The sequence below is a fragment of the Klebsiella terrigena genome (genome assembly GCF_006539725.1).
GTDB classification, from domain to species: domain Bacteria; phylum Pseudomonadota; class Gammaproteobacteria; order Enterobacterales; family Enterobacteriaceae; genus Klebsiella; species Klebsiella terrigena.
In genome coordinates this window covers 22,865-48,876 of sequence record NZ_BJNO01000027.1, presented here as the reverse complement: position 1 = coordinate 48,876, position 26,012 = coordinate 22,865, and the positions used below count along the sequence as shown (strand labels likewise).

Annotated in this window: 23 protein-coding genes and 1 pseudogene; 11 read left to right on the top strand and 13 right to left on the bottom strand. The window is 60.2% G+C overall.

Annotation, left to right across the window (positions count from 1 at the left end):
- Positions 1 to 83: 83 nt before the first annotated feature.
- From kdpE to kdpF, 6 genes are read right to left on the bottom strand one after another with little or no spacing between them, the layout of a single operon-like run.
- Complete coding sequence (gene kdpE / locus RTE01_RS22905; protein ID WP_041144615.1) at positions 84 to 761, bottom strand: two-component system response regulator KdpE; 678 nt, start codon at positions 759 to 761, stop codon at positions 84 to 86.
- Between the two features lie 19 nt (positions 762 to 780).
- The gene (kdpD, locus tag RTE01_RS22900; protein ID WP_134525417.1) at positions 781 to 3,477 is read right to left on the bottom strand and encodes a two-component system sensor histidine kinase KdpD; all 2,697 of its coding nucleotides are present in this window, start codon (positions 3,475 to 3,477) and stop codon (positions 781 to 783) included.
- 2 nt (positions 3,478 to 3,479) lie between these two features.
- Positions 3,480 to 4,055 carry a potassium-transporting ATPase subunit KdpC gene (gene kdpC, locus RTE01_RS22895; protein ID WP_076944947.1) on the bottom strand — a complete coding sequence of 192 codons (576 nt, stop codon included), beginning with the start codon at positions 4,053 to 4,055 and terminating at the stop codon, positions 3,480 to 3,482.
- A gap of 10 nt (positions 4,056 to 4,065) precedes the next feature.
- On the bottom strand, positions 4,066 to 6,114 hold the full coding sequence (kdpB, locus tag RTE01_RS22890; protein WP_041144618.1) for a potassium-transporting ATPase subunit KdpB: 2,049 nt from the start codon (positions 6,112 to 6,114) through the stop codon (positions 4,066 to 4,068).
- Between the two features lie 20 nt (positions 6,115 to 6,134).
- Positions 6,135 to 7,814 (bottom strand): potassium-transporting ATPase subunit KdpA, encoded by a 1,680-nt coding sequence (kdpA, locus tag RTE01_RS22885; protein WP_041144619.1) that lies wholly within the window; start codon positions 7,812 to 7,814, stop codon positions 6,135 to 6,137.
- Positions 7,814 to 7,903 (bottom strand): K(+)-transporting ATPase subunit F, encoded by a 90-nt coding sequence (kdpF, locus tag RTE01_RS22880; protein ID WP_015584874.1) that lies wholly within the window; start codon positions 7,901 to 7,903, stop codon positions 7,814 to 7,816. The genes kdpA and kdpF overlap by 1 nt, the downstream gene beginning before the upstream one ends.
- Positions 7,904 to 8,212: 309 nt before the next feature.
- Between kdpF and RTE01_RS22875 the strand changes: the two genes are divergently transcribed.
- From RTE01_RS22875 to phrB, 3 genes and pseudogenes are all read left to right on the top strand, one after another.
- A complete protein-coding gene (locus RTE01_RS22875; protein ID WP_004859627.1) occupies positions 8,213 to 8,419 on the top strand; it encodes a DUF2517 family protein in 207 nt (68 codons plus the stop codon).
- 101 nt (positions 8,420 to 8,520) lie between these two features.
- Positions 8,521 to 9,009: pseudogene (locus RTE01_RS22870) on the top strand (YbgA family protein); the annotation flags it as partial.
- A 35-nt stretch (positions 9,010 to 9,044) separates the two neighbouring features.
- Positions 9,045 to 10,487 carry a deoxyribodipyrimidine photo-lyase gene (phrB, locus tag RTE01_RS22865; RefSeq protein WP_134525419.1) on the top strand — a complete coding sequence of 481 codons (1,443 nt, stop codon included), beginning with the start codon at positions 9,045 to 9,047 and terminating at the stop codon, positions 10,485 to 10,487.
- On the opposite strand, the gene dtpD is transcribed toward phrB, so the two are convergent.
- Complete coding sequence (dtpD, locus tag RTE01_RS22860; RefSeq protein ID WP_041144623.1) at positions 10,459 to 11,937, bottom strand: dipeptide permease DtpD; 1,479 nt, start codon at positions 11,935 to 11,937, stop codon at positions 10,459 to 10,461. The genes phrB and dtpD overlap by 29 nt on opposite strands.
- 270 nt (positions 11,938 to 12,207) lie before the next feature.
- Here dtpD and RTE01_RS22855 point away from each other — a divergent pair, with 270 nt between their 5' ends.
- The 6 genes from RTE01_RS22855 to nei are packed head-to-tail and all read left to right on the top strand — an operon-like array spanning position 12,208 to position 16,788.
- Positions 12,208 to 12,951: a type 2 GTP cyclohydrolase I gene (locus tag RTE01_RS22855; protein WP_041144624.1), complete on the top strand. Its 744-nt coding sequence runs from the start codon at positions 12,208 to 12,210 to the stop codon at positions 12,949 to 12,951.
- Between the two features lie 13 nt (positions 12,952 to 12,964).
- Positions 12,965 to 13,621, top strand: coding sequence for a 5-oxoprolinase subunit PxpB (gene pxpB, locus RTE01_RS22850; protein WP_134525420.1), 657 nt, complete (start codon positions 12,965 to 12,967; stop codon positions 13,619 to 13,621).
- On the top strand, positions 13,615 to 14,547 hold the full coding sequence (gene pxpC / locus RTE01_RS22845; protein WP_123551106.1) for a 5-oxoprolinase subunit PxpC: 933 nt from the start codon (positions 13,615 to 13,617) through the stop codon (positions 14,545 to 14,547). Before pxpB ends, pxpC begins: the two co-directional genes overlap by 7 nt.
- Complete coding sequence (gene pxpA, locus RTE01_RS22840; protein ID WP_134525421.1) at positions 14,537 to 15,295, top strand: 5-oxoprolinase subunit PxpA; 759 nt, start codon at positions 14,537 to 14,539, stop codon at positions 15,293 to 15,295. Before pxpC ends, pxpA begins: the two co-directional genes overlap by 11 nt.
- Positions 15,296 to 15,336: 41 nt before the next feature.
- Positions 15,337 to 15,981: a pyroglutamyl-peptidase I gene (gene pcp / locus RTE01_RS22835; protein WP_134525422.1), complete on the top strand. Its 645-nt coding sequence runs from the start codon at positions 15,337 to 15,339 to the stop codon at positions 15,979 to 15,981.
- Positions 15,982 to 15,996: 15 nt separating this feature from the next.
- Positions 15,997 to 16,788 carry an endonuclease VIII gene (nei, locus tag RTE01_RS22830; RefSeq protein WP_134525423.1) on the top strand — a complete coding sequence of 264 codons (792 nt, stop codon included), beginning with the start codon at positions 15,997 to 15,999 and terminating at the stop codon, positions 16,786 to 16,788.
- 70 nt (positions 16,789 to 16,858) lie between these two features.
- Here the strand turns inward: nei and RTE01_RS22825 are convergent, their stop codons facing one another.
- From RTE01_RS22825 to RTE01_RS22800, 6 genes are all read right to left on the bottom strand, one after another.
- Entirely contained in the window at positions 16,859 to 18,244 is a 1,386-nt protein-coding gene (locus tag RTE01_RS22825; RefSeq protein ID WP_134525424.1) for a sugar porter family MFS transporter, read from the bottom strand.
- Between the two features lie 13 nt (positions 18,245 to 18,257).
- Complete coding sequence (locus RTE01_RS22820) at positions 18,258 to 18,761, bottom strand: RbsD/FucU domain-containing protein (RefSeq protein WP_134525425.1); 504 nt, start codon at positions 18,759 to 18,761, stop codon at positions 18,258 to 18,260.
- A gap of 84 nt (positions 18,762 to 18,845) precedes the next feature.
- Positions 18,846 to 20,228 (bottom strand): sugar porter family MFS transporter, encoded by a 1,383-nt coding sequence (locus RTE01_RS22815; protein WP_134525426.1) that lies wholly within the window; start codon positions 20,226 to 20,228, stop codon positions 18,846 to 18,848.
- Between the two features lie 14 nt (positions 20,229 to 20,242).
- The gene (locus RTE01_RS22810; RefSeq protein WP_134525427.1) at positions 20,243 to 21,196 is read right to left on the bottom strand and encodes a 1-phosphofructokinase family hexose kinase; all 954 of its coding nucleotides are present in this window, start codon (positions 21,194 to 21,196) and stop codon (positions 20,243 to 20,245) included.
- The gene (locus RTE01_RS22805) at positions 21,193 to 22,536 is read right to left on the bottom strand and encodes an FGGY-family carbohydrate kinase (RefSeq protein ID WP_134525428.1); all 1,344 of its coding nucleotides are present in this window, start codon (positions 22,534 to 22,536) and stop codon (positions 21,193 to 21,195) included. Before RTE01_RS22805 ends, RTE01_RS22810 begins: the two co-directional genes overlap by 4 nt.
- A gap of 22 nt (positions 22,537 to 22,558) precedes the next feature.
- On the bottom strand, positions 22,559 to 23,956 hold the full coding sequence (locus RTE01_RS22800) for an FAD-binding oxidoreductase (RefSeq protein ID WP_134525429.1): 1,398 nt from the start codon (positions 23,954 to 23,956) through the stop codon (positions 22,559 to 22,561).
- A 166-nt stretch (positions 23,957 to 24,122) separates the two neighbouring features.
- Between RTE01_RS22800 and RTE01_RS22795 the strand changes: the two genes are divergently transcribed.
- Positions 24,123 to 24,974 carry a class I fructose-bisphosphate aldolase gene (locus RTE01_RS22795; protein ID WP_134525430.1) on the top strand — a complete coding sequence of 284 codons (852 nt, stop codon included), beginning with the start codon at positions 24,123 to 24,125 and terminating at the stop codon, positions 24,972 to 24,974.
- A gap of 15 nt (positions 24,975 to 24,989) precedes the next feature.
- Positions 24,990 to 25,940: a YhfZ family protein gene (locus RTE01_RS22790; protein ID WP_134525431.1), complete on the top strand. Its 951-nt coding sequence runs from the start codon at positions 24,990 to 24,992 to the stop codon at positions 25,938 to 25,940.
- Positions 25,941 to 26,012: the final 72 nt, after the last annotated feature.

Sequence of the window (26,012 nt, the reverse complement as noted above, 5' to 3'; positions counted from 1 at the left end):
TAGCGCGACGCTAGCCGGGGAGAGGGGACGCTCCCGCTCGGGCCCGGCGCTTTCGCCGCGGCCCGACGCTCTTCCAACCGAACCTAAGGCATAAAGCGATAGCCAATGCCGGTCTCGGTCAGCAGATGCTGCGGTCGCGCAGGATCAACCTCCAGCTTTTGCCGCAGATGCCCCATATAAATTCGCAGATAGTGGCTGTGCTCCACCGCATTCGGCCCCCAGACGTGATTCAGTAGATGGCGCTGGGTCAGCACCTTGCCGGCATTATTCAGCAGCGCAGCCAGCAGGCGGAACTCAATCGGGGTCAGATGAATCTCCTCCTCGCCGCGCAGGATCCGCCGCGCCGGAATATCAACCTGAATAGTGGAAAAGCGGACGATGGGCTCATCGGCCTGGGCACCGGCGTGACGGCGCAGCGCGACCCGTAGCCGCGCCTGCAGCTCGCCAATGCCAAACGGCTTGCTGAGGTAGTCATCGGCGCCGGCATCGAGGGCGGCAATTTTATCCTGTTCTTCCGTGCGCGCCGACAGCACGATAATCGGCATCTGGCTCCACTGGCGCACTTCGCGAATAAAATCGCTGCCGTCGCCATCGGGCAGGCCAAGGTCAAGGATTGTCAGGTCAGGCTTGCGGGTTGCGGCTTCGAGAAGACCGCGCTGCAGCGTTTCGGCTTCAAATACGCGCATGCCGTCGGCTTCCAGCGCGGTGCGCAGAAAGCGACGAATAGCATGTTCATCTTCAATAATAAGAACGTTGATCACGGTTCCTCGGCTAGTGCTTTCAGTCAGTTCGCGCGTCGCCGCACCACTCATCCAGCTCCGGCGGCGCCTCTCGCGGCAGTGTAACACGGAAGCAGGCGCCGCCCTCAGGGCGCGTTTGCGCGCCGATGGTGCCGCCGTGGACTTCGACGATCGCCTGGCAGATCGCCAGCCCCAGCCCTACGCCTGGGATGGCTGACTCTTTATGACCGCGGGCGAACTTATCAAAGATAGCCTGTTCCTGGCCCTGGGGGATCCCCGGACCGTTATCCCACACGTCGAGCTGCAGCTGGCGATCGTCGGCCTGCGCCGTAATGCCGATTTGCGCCTGCGGTCCGGCGTACTTCAGCGCATTCTCCAGCAGATTGATCAGCACCCGCTCAAACAGCGGCCCGTCGACGTGAACCAGCAGCAGCGGGTCGGGCAGCGCCAGATGAATATGCTGGCCGCCGAGGCCCGGCTCCAGCATCCGCAGCGCGCTGCCAACCACCTCTTCGAGAGTGAGCCACTCTTTATGTAAATTAAAGCCGCCGGACTGGATCCGCGCCATATCCAGCAGATTATTCACCAGCCGGGTGGTGTTGAGCACGTGCTGGCGAATTTCGTTGGCCTGCGGCGCGTGTTTAGACCCTTCGCTCGCCAGGTCGAGGGTCAGTATTTCCGCCTGACCGAAGAGGATCGTCAGCGGGGTGCGTAAATCATGCGACAGCGCCGCCAGCAGGGAGTTACGCAGGCTCTCGCGCTCGCTGTTGAGCCTGGCCTGCTCTTCGCTGGCGGTGAGCGTCAGCCGCTCGAGGGCGCTGGCCACCAGCAGGGTAAAGGTCTCCAGCAGCCGCTGCTGCTCGGGGATCATCAGCTGGCGCAGGTTATCCGGCTCAACCACCAGCAGCCCCCAGCTGCGGGCGGCGCTTTTCAGCGGCAGGATCTGGTAGGGAACGCCGGGCAGCGTATCGGTGCCCGCGCCGGCGGGCTGGCCTTTATCGAAGCTCCAGCGCGCAATCGCATCATCCCACGAGGTGAGCCCCGGCTGCTGGGTCAGCGGCCGCAGAGCGCCGCTCTCGTCGGGCAGCAGAAGCTGGCCCCTGGCCTGGAAAGTCGAGGCGATAAAGCGTTCGCTGGTCAGCGCGATATCTTCCCGGCTGCGTCCGACCGCCAGCGCTTTTGACATCTCATACAGATGACGGGTGCGCTGCTCGCGGTAGCGGGCGACGCGAGCCTGGTAGCGCACGCCGGCGGTGAGGTTACCGATCACCAGGCCAACGGTGAGCATCACCCCGAAGGTCAGGAGATACTGGACGTCGGAAACCGCCAGCGTGCCGCGCGGGGCGATAAAGAACAGATCGAAGCTGACGACGTTGATAACCGTCGCCAGCACCGACGGCCAGCGGCCGTACAGCAGGGCGATAACCACCACCCCGAGCAGGTAGATCATCACCAGGTTGGCGGCCTCAAAGGCCACCAGCCACTGCATAGCGACGAGCGTAATCACCGCGCAGATTGCCACGGCAACGCAGCAGCCCTGCAGCTGCAGCCGCCACTTATCCATCGTGCTGCGGCTATCGCCGGTACGGGCGGGCAGGGGGGCGCTCTTTTCATCAAGGGCGATCACCACCAGGTCGAGGTCCGGCGCGTGGCGGGCCAGACGATCGGCAAAGCCCTGCCGATCCCACCAGCGGCGCTGCCGCTGACGGCCAATAACGATTTTTCCGAGGTTATGCTCCCGGGCGTAGTGCAAAACCGCCTTCTCTTCCGAAGGATCGGACAAGGTGGCGGTCTCCGCGCCCAGCTCCTGGGCGAGCCTGAGCGCCGCGAGGATCGCCCGCCGTTTGGCTTCCGGCAGGCGATGCAGAGACGGAGTTTCAACGTAGACCGCGTGCCAGATGCTGCCGAGCCTGGCGGCGAGACGGGCGGCGGCGCGTACCAGCTTCTCGCTGCCGGTATTGTGGCCGATGCACAGCAGGATAGCGTCGCGGGTGTGCCAGACTTTCTCCTGGCCCTGACGGTCGCGCCAGGCGCGCATCTGCTCATCGACCCGGTCAGCGGTGCGGCGCAGCGCCAGCTCGCGCAGGGCAATCAGGTTACCTTTGCGAAAGAAGTTCTCGATGGCGCGTTCGGCCTGGCCGCCGATATACACTTTCCCTTCATTAAGACGCTGGCGAAGATCGTCGGGTGGGAGGTCCACCAGCACCACGTCATCGGCGGCATCAAAGAACGGGTCGGGGACGGTTTCGCGGACCTGCACGCCGGTGATGCCGCTCACCACGTCGTTCAGGCTTTCCAGATGCTGGACGTTAACGGTGGTAAAGACGTCGATGCCGGCTTCAAGCAGCTCTTCGACGTCCTGCCAGCGCTTAGGGTGGCGTGAGCCGGGGGCGTTGCTGTGCGCCAGCTCATCGACCAGAATCAGCGCCGGGCGGCGGGCCAGGGCGGCGTCGAGATCGAATTCGTGAACGTAGCGCCCGCGGTGGGAGAAACGGCGCGGGGGGAGGGTGCTTAGCCCCTCCAGCATCGCCGCCGTCTCTTTGCGCCCGTGGGTTTCCGCCACGCCGATCAGAATATCGAGCCCCTGGGCGCGAAGCCGCTGCGCCTCGGCCAGCATCGCCCAGGTTTTACCGACGCCCGCGCAGGCGCCAAAGAATACCTTTAGCTTGCCGCGATGCGGATCGGCGGCGTGTTGCAGCAGACGGTCAGGGTCCGGGCGCAGCGGCTCGTCACTCATTTTTAGTTATCCTTCAGGGCATCCAGCGCCATATTCAGCTGCAGTATATTTACCACAGGTTGGCCGAGAAAACTGGCCAGCGGTTTTTGCGTCGCCTCATTCACCAGCCGGGTGACCTGCTCGGCGCTCAGCCGGCGGGCTTTGGCGATGCGTGGAACCTGCCACAGCGCGGCCGCCGGCGTCAGGCCATTATCCAGCCCGCTTGCCGAGGTAGTGACCAGCTCCACCGGCACCCGTGGGCTGGCGTCGGGGTTGGCGCGCCGCAGCGCCTCTACGCGTTCGCCAATGGCTTTATCCAGCGCCGGGTTGCTGGCGGCGAGGTTGCTCCCGCCGGACGCCAGCGGACTATCCGCCGTCTGGGTGACGGCTGAAGGCCGCCCCTGGAAATAGCCTGCGGCGGTAAAGTTTTGCCCAATCAGGCTGGAGCCGCGCACCTCGCCATCAATGCGGATCAGCGAACCGTTCGCCTGCTGGGGGAACCACCACTGCCCGAGGGCGGTGGTCAGCAGCGGATAGAGCCCGCCGGTGAGCAGCGTTAACAGAATAAATAGCACAACGGCCGGACGAATGAATGACATGGTATTTTCCTCACACCAACCCGGTCAGGGTCAGCAGCAGATCGATGATTTTGATGCCGACAAACGGCACCAGCAGCCCGCCAAGACCGTAGACCCACAGGTTACGGCGCAGCATGGCCGATGCTGACAGCGGGCGATAGCTCACGCCCTTCAGCGCCAGCGGGATCAGGAAGACGATAATCAGCGCGTTAAAGATAACCGCGCTGAGGATCGCCGATGACGGCGAGTGCAGGCGCATCACGTTGAGCATGGCGAGCTGCGGGTAAACGGCGGCAAAGGCGGCCGGAATAATGGCAAAGTATTTCGCCACGTCGTTGGCGATACTGAAGGTGGTTAACGAACCCCGGGTCATCAGCATCTGTTTACCGATATGCACCACCTCAATTAATTTGGTCGGGTTGGAGTCGAGGTCGACCATATTTCCGGCCTCTTTTGCCGCCTGGGTGCCGGAGTTCATCGCCACCGCGACGTCGGCCTGGGCCAGCGCCGGGGCATCGTTGGTGCCGTCGCCGGTCATCGCCACCAGCCGACCTTCGGACTGGTACTGGCGAATCAACGCCAGCTTGGCTTCCGGCGTCGCTTCGGCGAGAAAATCATCGACTCCCGCTTCGGCGGCAATCGCCGCCGCGGTCAGGCGGTTATCGCCGGTGATCATGACCGTTTTGATGCCCATCTTGCGCAGCTGGGCAAAGCGCTCCTTGATCCCGCCCTTGACGATATCTTTCAGCGAAATAACCCCCAGCACGCGCTCGCCTTCGGCCACCACCAGCGGCGTGGCGCCCAGGCGGGCAACCTCTTCCACCTGTTTATCGACGTCCGCCGGGAAGTGGCCGCCGTTGGCCTCGACGTGGCGACGAATGGCATCGACCGAACCTTTGCGGATCATGCGCTGGTCGATGTTGATGCCGCTCATTCGCGTCTGGGCGGTGAAGGGTACGAAGGTTGCCTGCAGCGACTGCAGGTCGCGCTCGCGGAGGTTAAAGCGCTGTTTAGCCAGCACCACGATGCTGCGGCCTTCGGGGGTCTCATCGGCCAGCGAGGAGAGCTGCGCCGCGTCGGCGAGGGTTCGCTCCTCCACGCCGCGGGCCGGCAGGAAGGCCGAGGCCTGACGATTGCCGAGGGTAATGGTGCCGGTTTTATCCAGCAGCAGGACGTCAACGTCGCCGGCGGCTTCAACCGCGCGCCCGCTGGTGGCGATGACGTTCGCGCCCAGCATGCGGCTCATCCCGGCGACGCCGATGGCCGACAGCAGGCCGCCGATGGTGGTGGGGATCAGGCATACCAGCAGCGCCACCAGTACCGTTACGCTGACCGCGCTGCCGCTCCACGCGGAGAAGGGCCAGATAGTGGCGGTGGCCAGCAGGAACACCAGCGTCAGGGCGATGAGCAGGATTGTCAGCGCGATCTCGTTCGGCGTTTTGCGCCGCTGGGCGCCTTCCACCATCGCGATCATCCGGTCAAGGAAGGTTTCGCCGGGGTTAACGCTGCAGCGGATCACCAGCCAGTCGGAGAGAATGCGCGTCCCGCCGGTGACCGACGCGAAGTCGCCGCCGGATTCGCGGATCACCGGCGCCGATTCCCCGGTGATGGCGCTCTCATCCACCGACGCGCCGCCTTCGATCACTTCGCCATCGCAGGGAATGATATCCCCGGCTTCCACCAGCACCACGTCGCCTTTGCGCAGGTCCTCGGCCGGAATATGGTCGATCTGGGCGTCGTGCTGCGGGGCGCGCAGCTTACGGGCGAATGAGGTCTTTTTCACGCCTTTCAGGCTGTTGGCCTGGGCCTTACTGCGCCCCTCCGCCATCGCTTCGGCAAAGTTGGCGAACAGCACGGTAAACCACAGCCAGATGCTCACGGCGGCGGTAAAACCGGCGCTGCCGGCTATATGTCCGCTGGTCATGCCGACGGCGAGCAGGGTGGTGACCAGGCTGCCGATCCAGACAATGAACATCACCGGGTTACGCCACTGCACCGCAGGGTTGAGCTTTTTCACCGCGTCCAGCAGCGCCTGGCGCACCAGCGTCGGCTCCAGCAGGGCTAATTGTTTGCGACTCATAACAGGTTGCTCCGCATCGCTTAAAGTAAGGAGAAGTGTTCCGCCAGCGGGCCGAGTGCCAGCGCGGGGATAAAGGTCAGGGCGCCAACCAGCAGCACGGTACCGATCAGCAGGCCGATAAACAGCACGTCATGGGTGGCGAGCGTGCCGGTACTGGCGGGCTGAATTTTCTTGCCGACCAGCGAGCCGGCAATCGCCATCACCGGGATGATGACCGCGAAACGACCGACCAGCATGCAGAACGCCAGCAGCAGGTTCCAGAACGGGGTGGCCGCGCTCAGGCCGGCGAAGGCGCTGCCGTTGTTATTGGCCGCCGAGGTGACGGCGTACAGCACCTCGCTAAAGCCGTGCGGGCCGGGGTTAAACATCGCCGCCCGTCCGGCCTCGGTCATCATCGCCAGCGCGGTACCGAGCAGAACCAGGGTCGGGGTGACGAGGATCGCCAGGGCGATCATTTTCATCTCGCGCACGTCTATCTTTTTCCCCAGATATTCCGGCGTCCGGCCGATCATCAGTCCGGCGATAAATACCGCCAGCATGACGAACAGCAGCATGCCGTACAGGCCCGATCCGACGCCGCCGAAGACCACTTCACCGATCTGCATCAGCCACATCGGCACCATGCCGCCCAGAGCGGTAAAGGAGTCATGCATGGCGTTCACCGCACCGCAGGAGGCGGCGGTGGTCACCACTGCAAACAGGCTGCTGGCTAAAATGCCAAAGCGGCTCTCTTTGCCCTCCATATTGACGCTGCTATCGGCGCCAAGCGCCAGCAGGTGCGGGTTGCCGTGAGTTTCCGCCCACATCACTACCGCCGCGCAGACGATGAAGATAAGCGTCATGGCCCACAAAATTGCCCGGCCCTGACGGCGATCGCCCACCGCTTCGCCGAAGGCAAAGCACAGCGCCGCCGGGATCAGGAAGATCGCCAGCATCTGCACCATATTGCTTAGCGCCGTCGGGTTTTCGAACGGGTGCGCCGAGTTGGCGTTAAAGAAGCCGCCGCCGTTGGTCCCCAGCATTTTAATCGCCTCCTGCGACGCCACTGGCCCCATCGGCAGAGACTGGCGCACGCCTTCCAGGGAGGTGAACGCCTGGTACGGCAGCAGATTTTGCGGTACCCCCTGCTGAATAAAGAACAGGGCGATCAGCAGCGAGATCGGCAGCAGCAGCCAGAGCGTGATGCGGGTGAGGTCGACCCAGGCGTTGCCGAGGGTGCTCACCTGCTGGCGTGACCAGGCGCGGGTGAAGGCGAAGATCACCGCAATGCCGGTTGCCGCCGAAAGGAAGTTCTGCACCGCCAGGCCCACCATCTGGCTGAGATAGCTCATGGTGGTTTCACCGGCGTAGGCTTGCCAGTTGGTGTTGCTGACAAAGCTCACCGCCGTGTTCAGCGCCAGGTCCCAGGAGAGGCCGGGCAGATGCTGAGGGTTAAGCGGCAGCGATCCCTGCAGCATCAGCAGCGTAAACAGCGCCGCCAGCCCGAGGGCGTTAAACAGCAGAATGGCAAACAGATACTGATACCAGTTCATCTCCTGCGAACGAATACCTGCGACGCGCCAGATCCCGCGCTCTATCCCAGCCAGGCCGGGCAGCGGGGTATCGGCGATCATTCTGGCAAGCACCGTTCCCAGCGGGCGGGCCAGAACCATCAGCAGCAGAATAAAACTGGCGATAAGTAAAAATCCTTGAGCGGCCATCAGAATGCCTCCGCGTTGATCAGGGCATAAACCAAATAAGCCAGCAACAGGAACACCAGCGCCACGCCAGCGATTACGCCTGCACTCACAATCCACCTCCGGGTGTATTTACGATTTACCCGCAGGATAGGAATTACGGCGCAAAGATTTTGCAAAAATCGGCGGGGGCGGTGTAAAAAAAGTATAAAAATGCAAAAGACCATTATTTAACTAATGGTTAGTATTAATTTAACTTTTATGTAACTCAGTTACCGGATGAATGTAAATAAAGGCTAAATAGGCCGCTTTTAGTGGTCGGATGAGTAGTAAAATTACAACCAAAGCGCTATTATTTTGCACAGAGAAACATTGAAACTTTACCGGCGTTGATTGCCGGCCTGACATAAGGGAGAGAAATTATGGCGTTATACAAAACTTATCCTGCTCACGTAGTCTTCTTACGTCGTGCTTTCGCCGTCGTGGCCGGCGTTGCGGCACTGCCGGTGATGCTGTTCTGGAAAGACAGAGCCCGCTACTACAGCTGGCTGCATCGCGTATGGGCTAAGACCAGCGAACAGCCGGTATGGATGGCGCAGGCCGAAAAGGCCGCCGCTGATTTTTACTGATAGCCAGCCTGTCGACTGATAAAGCAACCGCCGGAAAACCGGCGGTTTTTTTTCGCCCGTAGTGGCTTACACTGAGAGCTCTTAACGATAAAGGAGCCGTGATGAGCGATAACTGGCTAGAGGACGATGAGCAAACCCGTCTTTACACCCTGGGCGAGCTGGATAATTTGCGCCGCGACGGGCTGACCCGCGGCCGGCTAATGGATTTTCACAGCCGCTATAAGCTGTTACTGCTGGCCCATTCACAGCCTGAATACCGCCAGATCGGTCCCTTCGTGGCGGAGATCGCCCGCTGGCCGTCGCTGGAGGAATTTTTTGTGGCCTACCGCGAGCGGCTGGTGAAGCTGCTGGCCCATCCCTCCACCCGCGCCAACCACACCAACGTGCTGATGCATGTTCAGGGCTACTTTCGCGAACATTTGACCGCGCAGCAGAAGCAGGAGCTGACGTCGCTGATCGACGAATATCGCCGCGGTCAGCAGCCGCTGCTTGCGCCGGTGAGCCTCCTCCAACACTATATGAGCGAATTTCCCGATCCCTGGCTCGCCGACCAGCGCTATTTCAAGCCCTGGCCCGAGATGCAGGGCTAACGAGACGTTATTAAGAGCATAAGAGCAGGAGTTTTATGGCCACCCATCTGGTCTGGTTTCGCGCGGATCTGCGCATTCACGATAATCTGGCGCTGGCTGCGGCCTGCCGCGATCCCGACGCTCACGTTCTGGCGCTGTTTATCGCCACGCCCGAACAGTGGCGTCAGCACGGGATGGCGCCGCGTCAGGCAGCGTTTATCGTCAGCCATCTGCGCAGCCTGCAGGCCGCGCTGGCCGAGCGCGGTATCGCCCTGCAGGTGGCGCAGGCGACAGATTTCTCCGCCAGCGTCGCCCTGCTGGCCCGCTTCTGCGAGGAGCAGCAGGTCAGCCATCTGTTTTACAACTATCAGTATGAAATTAACGAGCGCCAGCGCGACGCGGCGGCGGAGAAAACGCTGAGCCGCGTGGTGTGCCAGGGGTTTGACGACAGCCTGCTGCTGCCGCCCGGCAGCGTGCTGACCGGCAGTCGTGAAATGTATAAGGTGTTCACGCCCTTCAAAAATGCCTTTGTTCGCCGCCTGCGCGAGACGCTGCCGGAGTGCGTGGCGGCGCCGAAGGTGCGTAAAAACGGGCCGCTGACGCCCGCCGCCCTGCCGGAGATTGACTACCCCCAGACGGCGTTCGATCCGCTGCTGTTTGCCGCCGACGAAAAAGCGGCCATCGCCGGCCTGCGCGCTTTTTGCCAGCACAAGGCCGCCGATTATGACCAGCAGCGCGACTTTCCGGCGCTGGAGGGCACCAGCCGGCTTTCGCCGTGTCTGGCGACGGGCGTGCTCTCGCCGCGCCAGTGCCTGCATCGTCTGCTGGTGGAGCTGCCCGGCGCGCTGGACGGCGAGGGCGGGTCGGTGTGGCTCAACGAGCTTATCTGGCGCGAGTTCTACCGCCACCTGATGGTTTACTATCCGGGGCTGTGCAAGGGGCGGCCGTTTATCGCCTGGACCGACAGGGTGGCGTGGCGCGACGATGCGCCGGGGCTGCAGGCGTGGCAGGAGGGACGCACCGGCTTTCCGATTGTCGATGCCGCGATGCGTCAGCTCAACGCGACGGGCTGGATGCACAACCGCCTGCGGATGATTGTTGCCAGTTTTTTGGTGAAGGATCTGCGCGTCGACTGGCGTGCCGGCGAGCGCTATTTCATCAGCCAGCTGATCGACGGCGACTTAGCCGCCAATAACGGCGGCTGGCAGTGGGCGGCGTCTACCGGCACCGATGCGGCGCCCTATTTCCGCATCTTCAACCCCACGACTCAGGGCGAGAAGTTTGATAAAGCGGGACGGTTTATTCGCCAATGGCTGCCGGAGCTGGCAGCGGTGCCGGAAAAGGCCCTGCACCAGCCGTGGGTCTGGGCCGATAAGCAGGGCGTAACCCTGGCGTACCCGCGCCCACTGGTCGATCACAAGCAGGCGCGGCTGGAGACGCTGGCAGCCTGGGAAGCCGCCAGCAAAGGCGCTACTCCAGCGCCAGGCGGCGGGTCCTGACCCGCAGGGAGTGATAGAGCCAGATTGCCAGCACCAGGCCGACGCAGGCCAGCGAGCCCCAGGTAATCTGGCTAAATACGTCGATGTAGGCCTCAATCGCGTAGTGCGCCGCCCCGGCTGAATCGAACGAAGCCTGCGACGTCTGGTCGGCGATAACCCCCGCCAGATAGTTGGCGATGGCGCCGGAGAGCAGCATATAGATGCCGGTCAGCACGCCGGTGACGCCGGGTATTTCAATCCGCGTAATCTGCGACATCGCCACCGGATCGATAAACAGTTCGGCAAAGCCCATCACCGCCAGCCCCAGCACCATCAGCGGCATTGAGGAGTGGCCGTAGGTTGCCGACCAGCGGGCGCTCAGGGTCAGGATACAAAAGCCGGCGCTCATCAGGCCAAGGCCGAGCGCAAATTTGCCCCAGATGCGCACGGTGCGGTTGCCGCTGATATTCTCTTTGACCAGCCACGCCAGCACCATTCCGCAGAGCATCACCGCAAAGGCGTTCACCGACTGGAACATTGCGGTCGGGACTTCGTAGCTCATCACGTGGCGGTTAACGAAGCGGTCGATGTAGAGGCTAATGGAGCTGCCGCCCTGCTGGGCAAAGGCCCAGAACAGCAGGCTGAAGCCGGTCAGGATAATAATCAGCCGCAGATCCCGGCGCTGTTTGGCGGTATCCGCCCGCAGATAGATCCTTGCCAGCACCGCGAGGCCAATGACGGTGGCGACAATCAGCGCATAGAGCGACCACTCCTGCCAGAACAGCACCGTAATCAGCAGCGGCGTAGCCACCAGCAGCACCAGCAGCCAGCCCCAGTTCGGCAGCAGAAAGTGGCGGGCGCGCAGCGCCTCGCGATTGACGCCGGAGGTGTGGCGGAAATGACGGCTGCCGCAGAGGAAAATCACCAGCCCGGCGATCATGCCGATGGCCGCCAGCGCGAAGCCCATTGCCCAGCTGTACTCTTCCTGCACGTATCCGCAGGCGATAGGCGCGATAATCGAGCCGATATTGCCCGCGGCGTACATCAGCGAGAAGCCGCCGTCGCGACGCGGATCGGTCGGTTCGTATAGCTCACCGAGCAGGCAGCTGACGTTGGACTTAAACAGCCCGTAGCCGCAAACGATAATGGCCAGCGACAGGTAGAGGAAGGTGGGGGCGATTTCGCTGGCGCCGAGCACCAGGTGGCCAATGGCCATCAGCAGCGCGCCGATCATCACCGCCATGCGGTTGCCTAACAGCTTATCGGCCAGAAAGCCGCCGAGGATCGGCGTAACGTAAACCAGGGAACAGTAGGCGCTGAAGAGGGCGTAGGCGTGGTTGTCATCATACTTAAGCTGATTGGTGAGGTACAAAATCAGCAGCGCCCGCATACCGTAAAAACTGAAATATTCCCAAATTTGCAGCGCGACGACGTAGTAGATGGCGCGCGGCTGCGATGATTGTGTGTTCATGTAACGCTCAGTTCCTGCCGTAAAGCGAAAGTCGATCTTCCTGCATGAATAGCGCTTTAGTAGTGAAATTCATGGTCTAAAAGGCTTTCTGATTATTTAATATGCTGTAATAGTGCATAAATATACACGAATGCGCGAAGTGGCGGGTAGACAAATTGCGGCTTTAAGCTAAAAGTCAAAATAGAGCGCGTCGTGCGCGTGCTATCGACGGTCAGCGAGGTTATCGTTATGTTATCTTCGCAGATAACCTGACGACCTGATGGAGCGGCAATGAAAAATAGCGAACTGGAACAACTCATTAACGAAAAGCTCAATAGCGCGACCTTTAGCGACTATGCGCCGAACGGCCTGCAGGTGGAAGGACGCGAGACGGTGCAACGAATTGTCACCGGCGTGACCGCCAGCCAGGCGCTGCTGGATGAGGCCGTCCGCCTGCAGGCGGACGCGGTGATTGTCCATCACGGCTATTTCTGGAAGGGGGAGGCGCCGGCGATTCGTGGCATCAAGCGCCAGCGCCTGAAGACCCTGCTGGCCAACGATATCAACCTCTACGGCTGGCACCTGCCGCTGGATGCTCACCCTGAACTGGGCAATAACGCGCAGCTGGCCCAGCTGCTGGGTATTACTATCAAGGGCGAAATTGAACCTCTGGTGCCGTGGGGCGAACTGTCGATGCCGGTCTCCGGCCTCGAGCTGGCCTCGTGGGTTGAAGCGCGTCTGGGCCGCAAACCGCTGTGGTGCGGCGATACCGGGCCGGAAAAAGTCTCCCGGGTGGCGTGGTGCACCGGCGGCGGCCAGGGCTTTATCGACAGCGCGGCGCGCTTTGGCGTCGATGCTTTTATTACCGGCGAAGTGTCGGAGCAAACCATTCACTCGGCGCGCGAGCAGTCGCTGCATTTTTATGCCGCCGGGCACCATGCCACGGAGCGTGGCGGCATTCGCGCCCTCAGCGAATGGCTGACGGAAAATACCGATCTGGACGTCACGTTTATTGATATCCCCAACCCGGCCTAAGGGAGAGAGAAAAGTGCAGCGAGCGCGTTGTTATCTGCTAGGCGAAACGGCGGTAGTTCTGGAGCTGGAGCCCCCGGTGATGCTGGAAAGCCAAAAGCGCATCTGGCGCCTGGCCCAGCGGTTGGCGGACCATGAAGATGCGGTGGATGTGATACCGGGGATGAACAATATCACCGTGGTGCTGCGCCATCCGCAGCTCATGGCGTGGGATGCGATTGAACGTTTACAGCGCTGGTGGGAAGAGAGTGAAGCCCTGGAGCCTGAGTCGCGGGAGATTGCGATCCCGGTCATCTACGGCGGAGAAGCGGGCCCCGACCTCGGCGAGGTGGCGCGCCACTGCGGGCTGACGGAGAAGCAGGTGGTGGAGCTGCATTCGTCGGTGGAGTACGTGGTGTGGTTCCTCGGCTTCCAGCCGGGCTTCCCCTATCTCGGCGGCCTGCCGGAGCAGCTGGCGATGCCGCGTCGCGCGGAGCCGCGCCTGCAGGTTGCGGCGGGTTCAGTCGGCATCGGCGGCGCGCAAACCGGCGTCTATCCCCTGGCGACGCCGGGCGGCTGGCAGCTGCTCGGGCGCACGCCGCTGGCGCTATTTGATGCGCAGCGTCAAGAGCCGGCGCTGCTGCGCTCTGGCGACCGGGTACGTTTTGTGCCGCAAAAGGAGGGCCTATGTTGAAGATGATCCGCGCAGGGATGTACACCTCGGTGCAGGACGGTGGACGGGAAGGGCTGCGTCGGTCGGCCATCAGCCGCTGCGGCGCCCTGGATAAGCCGTCGCTGACGATCGCTAACCTGCTGGTAGGGAATGACGCCAATGCGGCCGCTCTGGAGATCACCCTTGGGCAGGTGGATATTGCCTTTGAACGCGACTGCTGGTTTGCGCTGACCGGCGCCGCCTGTGAGGCGACGGTGGACGGCAGGCCGGTATGGGTCGGCTGGCGGACGGCGGCGAAAGCCGGCCAGCATCTGGTGCTAAAAAACCCTCAGTACGGTATCCGCAGCTATCTGGCGGTGGCGGGGGGCATCGACGTGCCGGTGGTGCTGGGATCGCGCAGCACGGATCTGAAGGTCGGCATTGGCGGGCTGGAAGGACGACGTCTGCAGGATGGCGATCGGCTGAAACTGGGCAAAGCGTCCCGCGAGTTTAGCGGCCCGCAGGGCGTCAGGCAGCTGCCGATCGGCAACCGCATTCGCGCGCTGCCGGGGCCGGAATATCATGAATTCGACAGCGCCTCGCAGGCCTCCTTCTGGCGCTCGCCGTGGCAGCTGAGCGCCCAGAGCAACCGAATGGGCTACCGCCTGCAGGGACAGCCGCTCGTGCGCACCACCGATCGCGAAATGCTCTCTCACGGCCTGCTGCCCGGCGTGGTGCAGGTGCCGCATAGCGGTCAGCCGATCGTGCTGATGAACGATGCGCAAACCACCGGCGGCTATCCGCGGATTGCGAGCATCATTGAGGCGGATATGTATCAGCTGGCGCAAATTCCTTTGGGTCAGCCCATTCACTTTGTTCCCTGCTCGCTGGAGGAGGCGCTGAAAGCGCGCGCCGACCGCCAGCGCTACCTGGACCAGCTGGCGTGGAGGCTTAACGATGATAATTGACCTTAATGCCGATCTTGGCGAAGGCTGTGCCAACGACAGCGCTCTTTTGCAGCTGGTCTCTTCCGCCAATATTGCCTGCGGGTTTCACGCCGGCGATGCGCTGCTGATGCACCAGTGCGTGCGCGAGGCGCTCAAAAACGGCGTTGCGATTGGTGCGCATCCGGGCTATCCCGACCGGCAAAATTTTGGCCGTACCGCGATGGCGCTGCCGCCGGAGACGGTTTACGTCCAGACGCTGTACCAGATTGGCGCCCTGGCCGCGATTGTCCGCGCCGAGGGCGGCGAGCTGCGGCACGTCAAGCCGCACGGAATGCTCTACAACCAGGCGGCAAAAGAGGCTCCGCTGGCGGATGCGATTGCCAGAGCCGTTCGCGATTTTAACCCCGAGCTGGTGCTGGTTGGGCTGGCGGGCAGCGAGCTGATTCGGGCGGGCCAGCATTACCGGCTAGCCACCCGCCAGGAGGTGTTTGCCGATCGGGGATACCTGGCCGACGGCAGCCTGGTGCCGCGTTCACAGCCCGGCGCGCTGATTGCCGATGAGGAGCAGGCGCTGGCGCAGACCCTGGAAATGGTGCAGCACCACCGGGTGCGCAGCGTTACCGGCGAGTGGGCGCACGTTATGGCGGAAACCGTCTGCCTGCACGGCGACGGGGAGCACGCGCTGGAGTTTGCCCGTCGTTTACGCGCGGCGTTTGCCGGACGCCACGTTCAGGTTAGCGCGGCGGTGGAAGACCAGGTCGGTAGATAGTTACAACATACTATAACGATGCCGGGAGAGGAGAAAGGAGCATGGCGGGCGTATTGATCACCGGTTTCGAACCGTTTGATGGCGAAGCGGTTAACCCTTCGTGGGAAGTGGTAAAGCGACTCGATGGCGCTATCATTGCCGGAGAGCGCGTCGTGGCGCGGCAGCTACCCTGCGTTTTTAACGAGGCGCTGACGGTGCTTCACGCCGCGCTGGATGAACTCAGGCCCGCGTTAACCCTTGCTATTGGCCAGGCGGGAGGGCGGGCTGATATTACCGTTGAACGCGTGGCGATCAACGTCGACGATGCGCGGATCCCGGATAACAAGGGCCAGCAGCCGATCGATCGGCCGATCGTGGCCGGTGGTCCGGCCGCCTGGTTCAGCAGCGTGCCGATCAAAGCGATCGTCGCCGCGCTGCGCCAGCAGGGCATTCCCGCCTCGGTATCACAAACGGCGGGGACCTTCGTGTGTAATCACGTTATGTACGGTCTGCTGCACAAGCTGCAGGGCCAGGCTGGCGTAAAAGGCGGCTTTATTCATATTCCGTATCTGCCGGAGCAGGCTGCGGCCCATCCCGGCGAGGCGAGCATGGCGCTGGAAACGATACGAGCGGCGCTGGAAACGGCGATTGCCGTATCCTTGACTCACGACGACGATCTCAGCGTTACCGGCGGCGCGACGCACTAACAGAAGGACGATATTATGCCGGAAGGTCCGGAAATCCGCCGCGCGGCGGATAGCCTGGAATTGGCGATTAAAGGCAAACCTCTGACCGAGGTCTGGTTTGCCTTCCCGCAGCTGCAGCCTTGGCAGTCTGAGCTGGTGGGTCAGCAGGTGACGCACATTGAGACGCGCGGTAAAGCCCTGTTGACGCATTTCTCCGGCGGGCTGACGCTGTACAGCCACAATCAGCTGTACGGCGTGTGGCGCGTGGTCGCGGCGGGGGAGCAGCCGTCGAGTAACCGCATTCTGCGCGTCAGGCTGCAGACGGCGGAGAAGGCGGTGCTGCTCTACAGCGCTTCGGATATTGAAATATTGACCCCGGCGCAGCTGGCGGTACACCCTTTCTTACTCCGGGTCGGCCCCGACGTGCTGGATATGAGCCTGACGGTGGAAGAGGTCAAGGCCCGCCTGCTGTCGGCAAAATTCCGTCAGCGTCAGTTTTCCGGCCTGCTGCTGGACCAGGCATTCCTCGCCGGGCTGGGCAACTACCTGCGCGTTGAGATTCTCTGGCAGGTTGGGTTGACCGGGCGGCACAAGGCCTCGGCGCTGACGGACAGCCAGCTCGATGCCCTGGCGCAGGCGCTGCTGGCGATCCCGCGTCTGTCCTACACTACCCGCGGCCAGGTGGATGAAAATCGGCACCACGGGGCGCTGTTTCGCTTTAAGGTTTTCCACCGCGACGGCGAGCCCTGCGAACGCTGCGGCACGCTTATCGAGAGAACCATGCTCTCCTCGAGGCCGTTCTACTGGTGCCCTGGCTGCCAGCGCTAATGCGGCTTGCTAACCCTGCTCGCAGGCGGGCAGGGTTAGCGTGATTTTTTGAAGGCTGGTCGTGTCGTATTCAGGCCGCGCTCATCTCGGCGCTGATTTGCTCAAGGGATTTATCTTTGGTCTCCGTTACGCAGAAGAGATTGAGTAAAAACCACAGCAGACAGCACAATCCATAGAGCAGGAAAGGGAAACTACCGTTGAACCACTCGTTGAGCAAGCGGCTATCCGTCAGCATCGGGAAAGTCTGGGAGACAATAAAGCTACCGCTCCAGATTAAAAATGTCGCCCACGACATCAGCTTACCGCGAATAATATTCGGTGACAGCTCTGGGATAATTATCCATAGAATAGGTCCGACGGTTCCGCCAAAAAATAAAATATAGATAATCATAATCACCAGCATAAAGATGCTGGTGATGCCCATCCAGATTAAAATTCCGAGCAGCGTAAGCGATACAAAGCAGACAAACGATCCGACGACCAGGAGCTTACGTCGACCATATTTATCCACCCGATACACGGCCCATACCGCAGCGGCAAAAAATGCGATGCCGATAATAATTTGCTGATAATAGGCGGAGCGTTCGTTTGCGATGCCAATATTTTCAAGTAATACGTTGCCATAATACAGAACGGCGTTAATGCCACAAAGATTTGCCAGCAGCGCCATGACGAGGATCGTAAATGATACCCGGCGGTATTTTTTCGATAATAGTGAGGTGGTGGCTCCTGAGCTTCCGACTCCGCTAGTGGCAAATGAGCGTTTAATTTCCGACAATTCAGCGATACAGTCATAGCCCTCGCCATTAATATATTTCATTATCTTATTTGCTTCGGCATCCCTGTTTTTACCTATTAGCCAGCGCGGGGATTCTGGCAAAAAGCAGACGAGGATCATAAACAAACTGCCGGGAAGCGCCATCGCGCCTAACATAAAGCGCCATGAATATTGGGTCGCCCACGCCTGGTCTGGCGCCTGTGCGGCGACCAGCGCATTGACCAGATAAACCAGCAGGATGCCGAAAGCGATCATCATCTGGTAAAACCCCAGCGTTTTACCGCGTATTTCCTGTGCCGATATTTCGCCGATATACACGGGGGCGGTTGCCGAACCCAGACCCACGCCGACGCCACCAAGGATCCTGAACAGGATAAATAGAGTAAAGTTATAGGGGAATGCGGTGAATATCCCCGCTAAAAAAACCAGTAATCCGGAGATCAGTAATGCTTTTTTCCGCCCCAAAGAGTTATTGATAAACTGTCCGCTCAGCGCGCCTATCATAAACCCTAAAACAACCGAAGAAACCGCCCATCCGGTACCGATAGCATCGAGTGAAAAATATCTACTGAGATGAGAAATTGCCCCGGCGATAACTGCGGAATCAAAACCATACAACAACCCCGCTAATGAGGCAATGAGGGACAGTTTATAACTCATATGATGTGTTGTATTCATGTGAAGGCATCCGTTAGTAAACTTTTTTTATTTTTGGTGCGGCCTTATCGGTAATGCGCCGGGAGCGTTCAATATATTCAGGGATGATTTTCATGGAGCCGTCGAACCAGGCATCAGGATCGGTGCTGGCAACCAGCGCAAAGTTTCCCCAAGGCATCAGTGAACCGGAACGAATAGTCACTTTAGCCTGCGGATAAATATCGGTAACGAGATTGCTGTGCGGCATCAAGGTGAAGTCCGCACCACTGCCGGTAAATATCTCGGTTACGCGGGTGAGTAGTTTTGGATTATTATCCGGGACCTCATCGGCAAAAATAACTTCTTCGATGAAAATTTCATTGCGCAGAACGGCGAGAATTTCAAGGAGATCGACGCTCCCGGAATAAAAGGCAAGATCGATGCGGTTCGCATTAGCGGGAATCGGTGCGCCGGCATCGGTAACTAATATAATATCGCCATGTCCTAAACTGGCTAACGCTGAGGCGATTTGCGGATGTAGGATTTTTCCAGGTCTCATAATGTACTCCGGATAGTGTTATTTATATAAGTAAATACGGTACAGGGTGTCAGGTGGTGAAATGTTCCCGCCGTGGGCTAAGGATTATTTATGGTGTAATTCGAGCTCTATTTCCTCCAGCGTCTTGCCTTTAGTTTCAGGAACCATGGTCAGGACAAAAATTAGCGCGACCGCCGATGTGGCGGCAAAAATAAAGAATGTGCCTGCCGCACTGATATTTTCCACGAGGACCGGGAAAAAGCGCGACACGAAGAAGTTGCCTCCCCAAAGGGCAAACGTTGCGATAGAAACCGCCACGCCGCGGACCTGAATAGGGAATATTTCTGCGATGATGACGTAGGCTACGGTGCCATAAGAGACGGCGAAAATAGCCACATAGGCGAGAATACTCAGCAGCAGCAGGGTGGTGTGCGCTTCGCTGGCACGGAACAGCATCCCAATGCAGGTTAGCGCAATCGTCATACCGATAGAGCCGAAAATCAGCAGCGAACGGCGTCCGACTCTATCAATGATCCACATGGAGAGCAGGGTCGAAATAACCAGCGTCAGGCCAATCAGTACGGTAAAAGACATCGCGCCGCTGACATCCACACCCGCTGTTTTAAAGATTTCCGGGGCGTAGTAAAAAATGGCGTTAATCCCGGTAATTTGTTGAAACAGAGCCACGCAAAAGCCAACGATCAGCGCCTTACGCAGGCGGGGGGTAAACAGCTCGCTCAGCTGGGACTGGCTTTCATTTTGTAACGCGGATTGGATCGCCGCCAGCTGCTGCCTGGCCGTTGCCTCATCCGGATTAATTTTTCGCAGCACCTCGAGCCCCTTCGCATCATACCCCTTGCGCAGTAGCCAGCGTGGGCTTTCCGGCACCCATGCCAGCAGGATCAGAAAGATCGCCGCAGGGGCGATGCCGGTCGCGAAGATAACCCGCCAGCCGTATTCGATATTCCACGCTTCACTGGCGCTACTGGCGATTATTGCCGCAATTGAAAAAATAGCCAGATTGCCCACGCAGTTAAAAAGCTGATTTAACGAGACCAGTCGACCGCGAATGTGCGCCGGAGAAACCTCGGCGATGTAGAGCGGCGCGATGGTTGTTTCCACGCCGATACCAACTCCCACGAGGATGCGAAACCACACCAGCATCTCCGCCGAGGTCGCCATGGCCTGACCGAGTACGCCAAAAATAAAAATCAGCGCCGTCAGCAGCAGAACTTTTTTTCGTCCTACCGCATCGGAAAGCGGCCCCGCCAGCGCAACGCCGATGATACAGCCCACGATAATCGACGACGTCACCCAGCCGATACCGTTCGCATCAAGGGTGAATTTGCTTTGTAAAAACCCCACGGAGCCGGAAATACTGCCGTTATCAAAACCAAACAGAAACCCGCCGACGGCGGTCACAATGGAGATCAACAGAACGTTACGCATCCAGGCGTTTTTTGCTGAGATAGAGGCATGACTGACCATAATACACTCCGTTATTAAGCGGGTGAGCGTACCGCGCGTACCGCGCAGCGTTGTTGTAATACATGAAGGCTGACGTCGGCGGCCAGGCCTGCCGTTGAGCTGGCCGCATTGGCCGCGCCGCAGGCCGCCGCGAGCGTCAGGTGCGCCGCCCAGCCCGACTGCGGCCGGGCCAGCAGGCTGGCGATGAGACCGGCGCAGTACGCATCGCCGGAGCCAACCGCGCTGAGCGTCGGCACTGCAGGGGCGGCGACTGTAAAATTTCCGTCCGGGGTCAGCGCCTGGGTTGGCTGCTGTCCATCGGTAATAATCACGCAGCGCACGCCCTGCGCGAGCCAGTGGTCGGGTAAATCGTCCGCTGTCTCTGCATTGGCCTGCCGCAGCTCATCGCGGTTGATTTTGATGATGTCAGGCAGCGCGGCGGCGGATTGAAGCAGCGCGGCCCCGTGGGTATCGAGCAGCGAAAGGACTCCATGTTCGCGGGCCAGGGATATCCAGCGCCCGTACTCGTCCGGCGTCAGGTTCTGCGCCAGAGAACCGGTGCAGACAACAGCGCTGGCGCGAGGAAGCTCCGTCGCAAGCATGCTCCACAAACGACGGTATTCCTCGGGCTGAATAGCCGGGCCAATGGCGTTGTAGACGCTGGCTTTGTCCGGAGCTTTTTGCTCCGTCACCACCTCGCAGATGCGGGTGTTGGCGGCAATCTCGCACCAGCGTCCGTCCAGCTCTTCTTCGTCCAGCAGCTCGCGACATAGCCGACCCGTCGCGCCGCCAAGAAAACCGAGCAGCAGAGGCGCCGGTGCGTTTTCCAGCTGTGGCTGAAGCTGGCGTAAAACGCGCGCCACGTTTACCCCCTTCCCGCCGGCCAGGGTTTTATCGTTCAGCAAGCGATGGACCGTTCCGGGACGCTGTTGGTCGACCAGCAACAGGCGTTCAATAGCCGTATTCAGCGAGGCGATAAGCACGTTCACAGTCGGTTCTCCCGGTGAGTGGTAATGAGCCAGCTTTCGCGAGCGATCATGGCGGCGCCCGTGGCAACCGGTTCAGCGAGCTCGCTGACGAACAGTGGCATTTTCCAACGATGTTTGCGGTGCTCAAGCATCTCCTTGCGCTGGAATAGCGAACCCATCAGCACGGCATCCTGCGGACGGATTGCGCCAATCTCGCACATCCTGGTCAGCAGTCGAAATGCGCGATCGGCGATATGATTCAGGGTCGCCTGCACGATATTTGCTGGCTGAACACCGGCAGGCAAATGGTGCAGTGAAAACAGGCCCAGAGATTCGTCTTCATTAACCGAGACCGACACGCCAGGCGTGCGCGCCTCCTCGAGCAGCTCGCGAAACAGCGGATCGTAATCCCCCTGATAGAGCAGTTCCGCCAGCGTCTGAATGATTTTCCCCGATGGCGTCGCGCAGCCCATGACAAATTCTCCCGGCTGCCAGGTTCGTTCGATATCCACGCCAAGCTGCCAGGCGATCGGCGTATCCGGGAAGTGGGGCGTCAGCACCATCAGATATTCCGAGGTGCCGATCGAATCGAAGACGTGAGTGGGCTGGCGACTCTGAACCGCCCAGGCGGCAATAATTTGATCGTGCCCGCCGGCAAAAACGCAGGCTGTGGGGTGCAGCGCTACTCCGGGAAGAGCCTGAGGGCTAATCTCCCCGCAGTGCTCGCCAGTGTTAACCGTAGCCGGGAAAATTTCGGGGCGCAGTTCGAGCCTATCCAGCGTGGGTTCATGGAGGCGCATCGATTGTAAATCGACGCACTGCGAGTGGGTTATTTGCGACGTGCAGGTCCGCCATTCGCCGGTTAAGCGCCACATGGTGTAGCTGCCGAAATCAACCCATTGGTCGATTTTCTTCCAGAGATCGGGATGCTGCTGGCGTATCCAGCTCAGCCGTTCCGGACTCTGGTTCGGGCGCGATCGCATCCCGGAAACAGAGTAATGCTCCTGACTATCCAGCCAGAGATGAACGTCGTCGGGCAGCGCAGCGGCAGGGTAGTTCTCCCACCACGCCAGCGATGGATAGATAACATCACCATAGCGATTGACCGCCACCGACTCCTCCTGGCCGAAGGTGCCGATGGAGATCGCCGCCAGCGGGCCGCAGGTACGAGCCTCGCTGCGGGAATAGTCGATGATAAGCGCCGCCACGGTTTGCCAAACCGCCTGCGCATCGTGGAAGGTCAGCCCGTCGCGCTGGAGGACGGGCGTGCGGCACTTTTTCACCGCCAGCGGCTGACCTTCTTCGTCGATGCCGATAATTTTTATATGCGTGGTGCCAATATCAATGCCGAGAAACCACATGGTGATGACCCTCAGTTAAGCGTTATAGCCCCAGTTTGCCAGGGTTGAGAATGCCGTTTGGATCGAGCGCCTGCTTGACGCGTCGCAGCAGTATATGCGCCGAACCAAGCGATTCTCGGGCATAGGGTGAGCGTACCAGTCCGCCGCCGTGGTGGTGCGAGAGCTCGGCGCCGTGCGCCAGGCAGACGCGCATCGCCTCCCGCCAGATAGTGCGCAGCTTATCGACCGCCTCGGCGTCGTTGGCTTCGTGCCCGAGAAGGATCATGTACATGGAGGTCCCCTGCGGATAGACGTGGGAGAAATGCGAGAGAACTTCGCCGGCCAGCGGCGTCAGCGCTTGATTCAGGTCGTGATACAGGCTGGCAATACCGTCCCAGGTATGAGCAACTTCGATGGTTTCGGCAAAGCCGCCGCTGCAATCCAGCAACTTTTCGACCGTTGAGAAGTCGAAGCGGCGATCCATCCACTGCAGTACGCCATGAGTACCGATCGATTTTCCGCCGTGACGCTGGACAAGGGTCATAAATGCGTCCATTTCCGCGCGGGCAACGGCCTCAACGCCCTGAGTGCCGAGGAACATCACCGGCTTGTCCTGAGCAGGATTTTGCATAGCGTGGCGGGCTTCGGTGGGATCGTACAGCCGGAGGAGGAAAGGGTGCAGTCCGGCCACCGCCTGTTCACGCATGATCTGCAGTCCGGCTTCGACGGAGGGCAGCTCCAGGGTGTCATAAAGACGCGTTTGCGGCAGCGGGAATATCTTGAGCTGCACCGAGGTTACTACGCCCAGCGTTCCTTCTGCGCCGATAAAAAGTTGGCGTAGATCCGGCCCCATCGCCGCGCGCGGCGAGGCTTTGAGCCGTACCTTTTCACCCGTTGCGAGGATAACCGTATAGGCGGTGATGAGATCTTCAATTCCGCCGTAGTAAGAGGAGAACTGGCCGGTCGCCAGGGTTGATAGCCAGCCGCCGACGCTGGACTGGTACAGCGATTGCGGTGAGTGTCCTAGCGTCCAGCCCATCTGCTGCAGTTCATCTTCCAACTGACCTCCATTGTAGCCGGCGGAGACTTCAACGGTCAGGTTGGTCGTATTGATTGCGCGCTGATGCGCCATGCCGGTGAGATCGAGGACGATACCACCCCGGGTGGGTAGCGGCTGTCCGGTGACCGAAGAAGCCAGTGCCCGAGGTGTGACCGGCGTATCGTTCGCCGTTGCCAGCGCGAGCACCTGCTGGATCTGTTGCTCATCGGTGACTTTCACCACAACGTCCGCCTGGTAATCATGGCACCCTAAGCGCCTGAGCTTTGTCGACAGTGGCCAGGTATCGTGGCTTGAGGCCTGAAGGGTTTCGCGGTCGCTCAGTACCTGCTGTTCTGGCAATATATTTTTCAAGGCGCTAATGAGATGAGAAATGTCCGGCATACCGACTCCTGCATTGACAATTGTAGAGAACATCCTGGCGGTCTGGCGGAGAGAACGCGCTCAGGGATAATTCATTGACATCGTGTTGGTGGCTAATATACGATCAATTTGCAGAAAGCTGCAAATTGCATTTTATTTTTTAGTCAACTTTGTGAAGGAGAGCAAGATGGATTCCCGTACCGGCAAGGCAGTTCGTTTAAGTCGTATTTTGCGCCCGGAAACAGGGCACGCGGTGGTCGTCGCCGCCTCTCACGGGGTGATGTCCGGCCCACCGTCGGGGCTGAAAACCCGTAGGGATATTGAAACCGTCTTTGCCCAGCTGCGCGGCGCGGATGGGGTGATGGTATCGCCGGGGATGATCCCGCTGGTGGATCAGACGTTTATGGGGCGTGACAGGCCGGGGTTTGTGCTACATCTCGACTGGAAAAACCACGCGCGTTCGATCTATACGCCGGGAAAAGATGGCCGCAGCGAAGGCGTGCTGGTGCAGCTGGCAGAAATTAGCGAGGTAGCCGCCAGCGGTATTGATGCAGTGATGACCTATATGTACCTCGGGCAGAAGGATACGGCGCTGGAACAGGCGGAAATTGCGCGCAACGCGCGTATTGTTCGCGAATGTGAACGATACGGTATCGCGGTGATTATCGAACCCCGCTCGGCGCTGGAGGGTATCGATCCCGACGCGCTTAGCGCCGGGGTGATGAGTATGTACTGCCGCATTGCCGCCGATATCGGCGCGGATCTGGTGAAAGCGCTTTGGCCCGGCTCGGTGGAGGATTTTGCTGCGGTAACAAGCACCTGCTATACTCCGGTGCTGCTGGCAGGCGGTGCGGGCGGCGAAGATCCGCAGTCAACGCTGCAGCTGGCGGCCGATGCCATGCAGGCGGGAGCGAAAGGGGTCATGTTTGGACGACGTATTTTCCGTGCGCAGCAGCCGGCCGGCGTGCTTCGCGCGCTGAATGCCGTGGTGCATGAAAACCACAGCGTTGAACGGGCGCTGCGGCTTCTGGAACAGTAAGAGTTGACGGAAACAATGACGGTTATTGCGCACGATGCGAAACAGCTTTCTCCGGTCGCATTTATTGCCCGCACGATTATCTCGCTTGGGCTATCCGGCCGTCTGCCGACCACCTCCTGGTTTCAGGAGGTGCTGGATATTGGTTCTGGTACGGTGCAAAAGGCGCTGCAGGAGCTGAAAAAAGACGGCGCGGTCAATCTCGTCTCTCGCGGGCACCAGGGGACGTTTGTGGTCTCCTGGGATTTCCCGACGCTCTGGGACGCCGCGCGCATGCCGCCGGTGCATATCCTGCTGCCCCCTGGAGGCTCCCTCGAAGCGACGCAGGTGGCCTCCGCGTTTGTACAGCAGTCCGAATGCTGGGGTGTGGTCACCACCGTCGGCTATCTGCGCGGCGCGCGTTCTCGCCTGGCCGCTTTTGAGCATCATGCGGTGGATATTGTTCTGCTCTCGTCTGGCTCTGCACAAATGCTGATGGCGGATGCCGCCGAACAGGGCTTCGAACTCTTTGACGTCGGCTACGGAAGCTACTATCGACCGGGTAGTCTGGTGGTGGTGGAGAAAACCGATGCGGCGTTATCCCGGCGCCCGCGCGTCGGTATCGATTTTCATTCCAGCGATCATCAGCGGCTGACACGAGCCCAGTTCCCGGAAGCGGATTATGAGTATGTGGAAGTGGATTTTACCCTGTTGCCGCGTTCCGTTTTTCTCGGCGAAATTGATACCGGCGTCTGGCATCAGCAAGCATCGCTGATTCCGCTGGACAAGGTTGGGTTGAACATTTGTCCGCTGGATAATCCGTCCGCGCAGGCGCTAGCCAAAGAGATTTCCAGCGCGGTACTGGTGGTCCGCTCTTCCTCTCCCGTTGCCCAACTGTTGCATCAGCTCGATCTTCCACGCCTGCAGCAGCAATCATCTCAGGCGTTCGATAGCTTCAATAACGTTCAGTTGGCGTTTCGTCTGCCCTGAGTGGGGCCCCGATAGCTGTGATATTGCAGCCATAAAAAAACGCGCCCTTAAGGCGCGTTTTTTGTTGCCGAA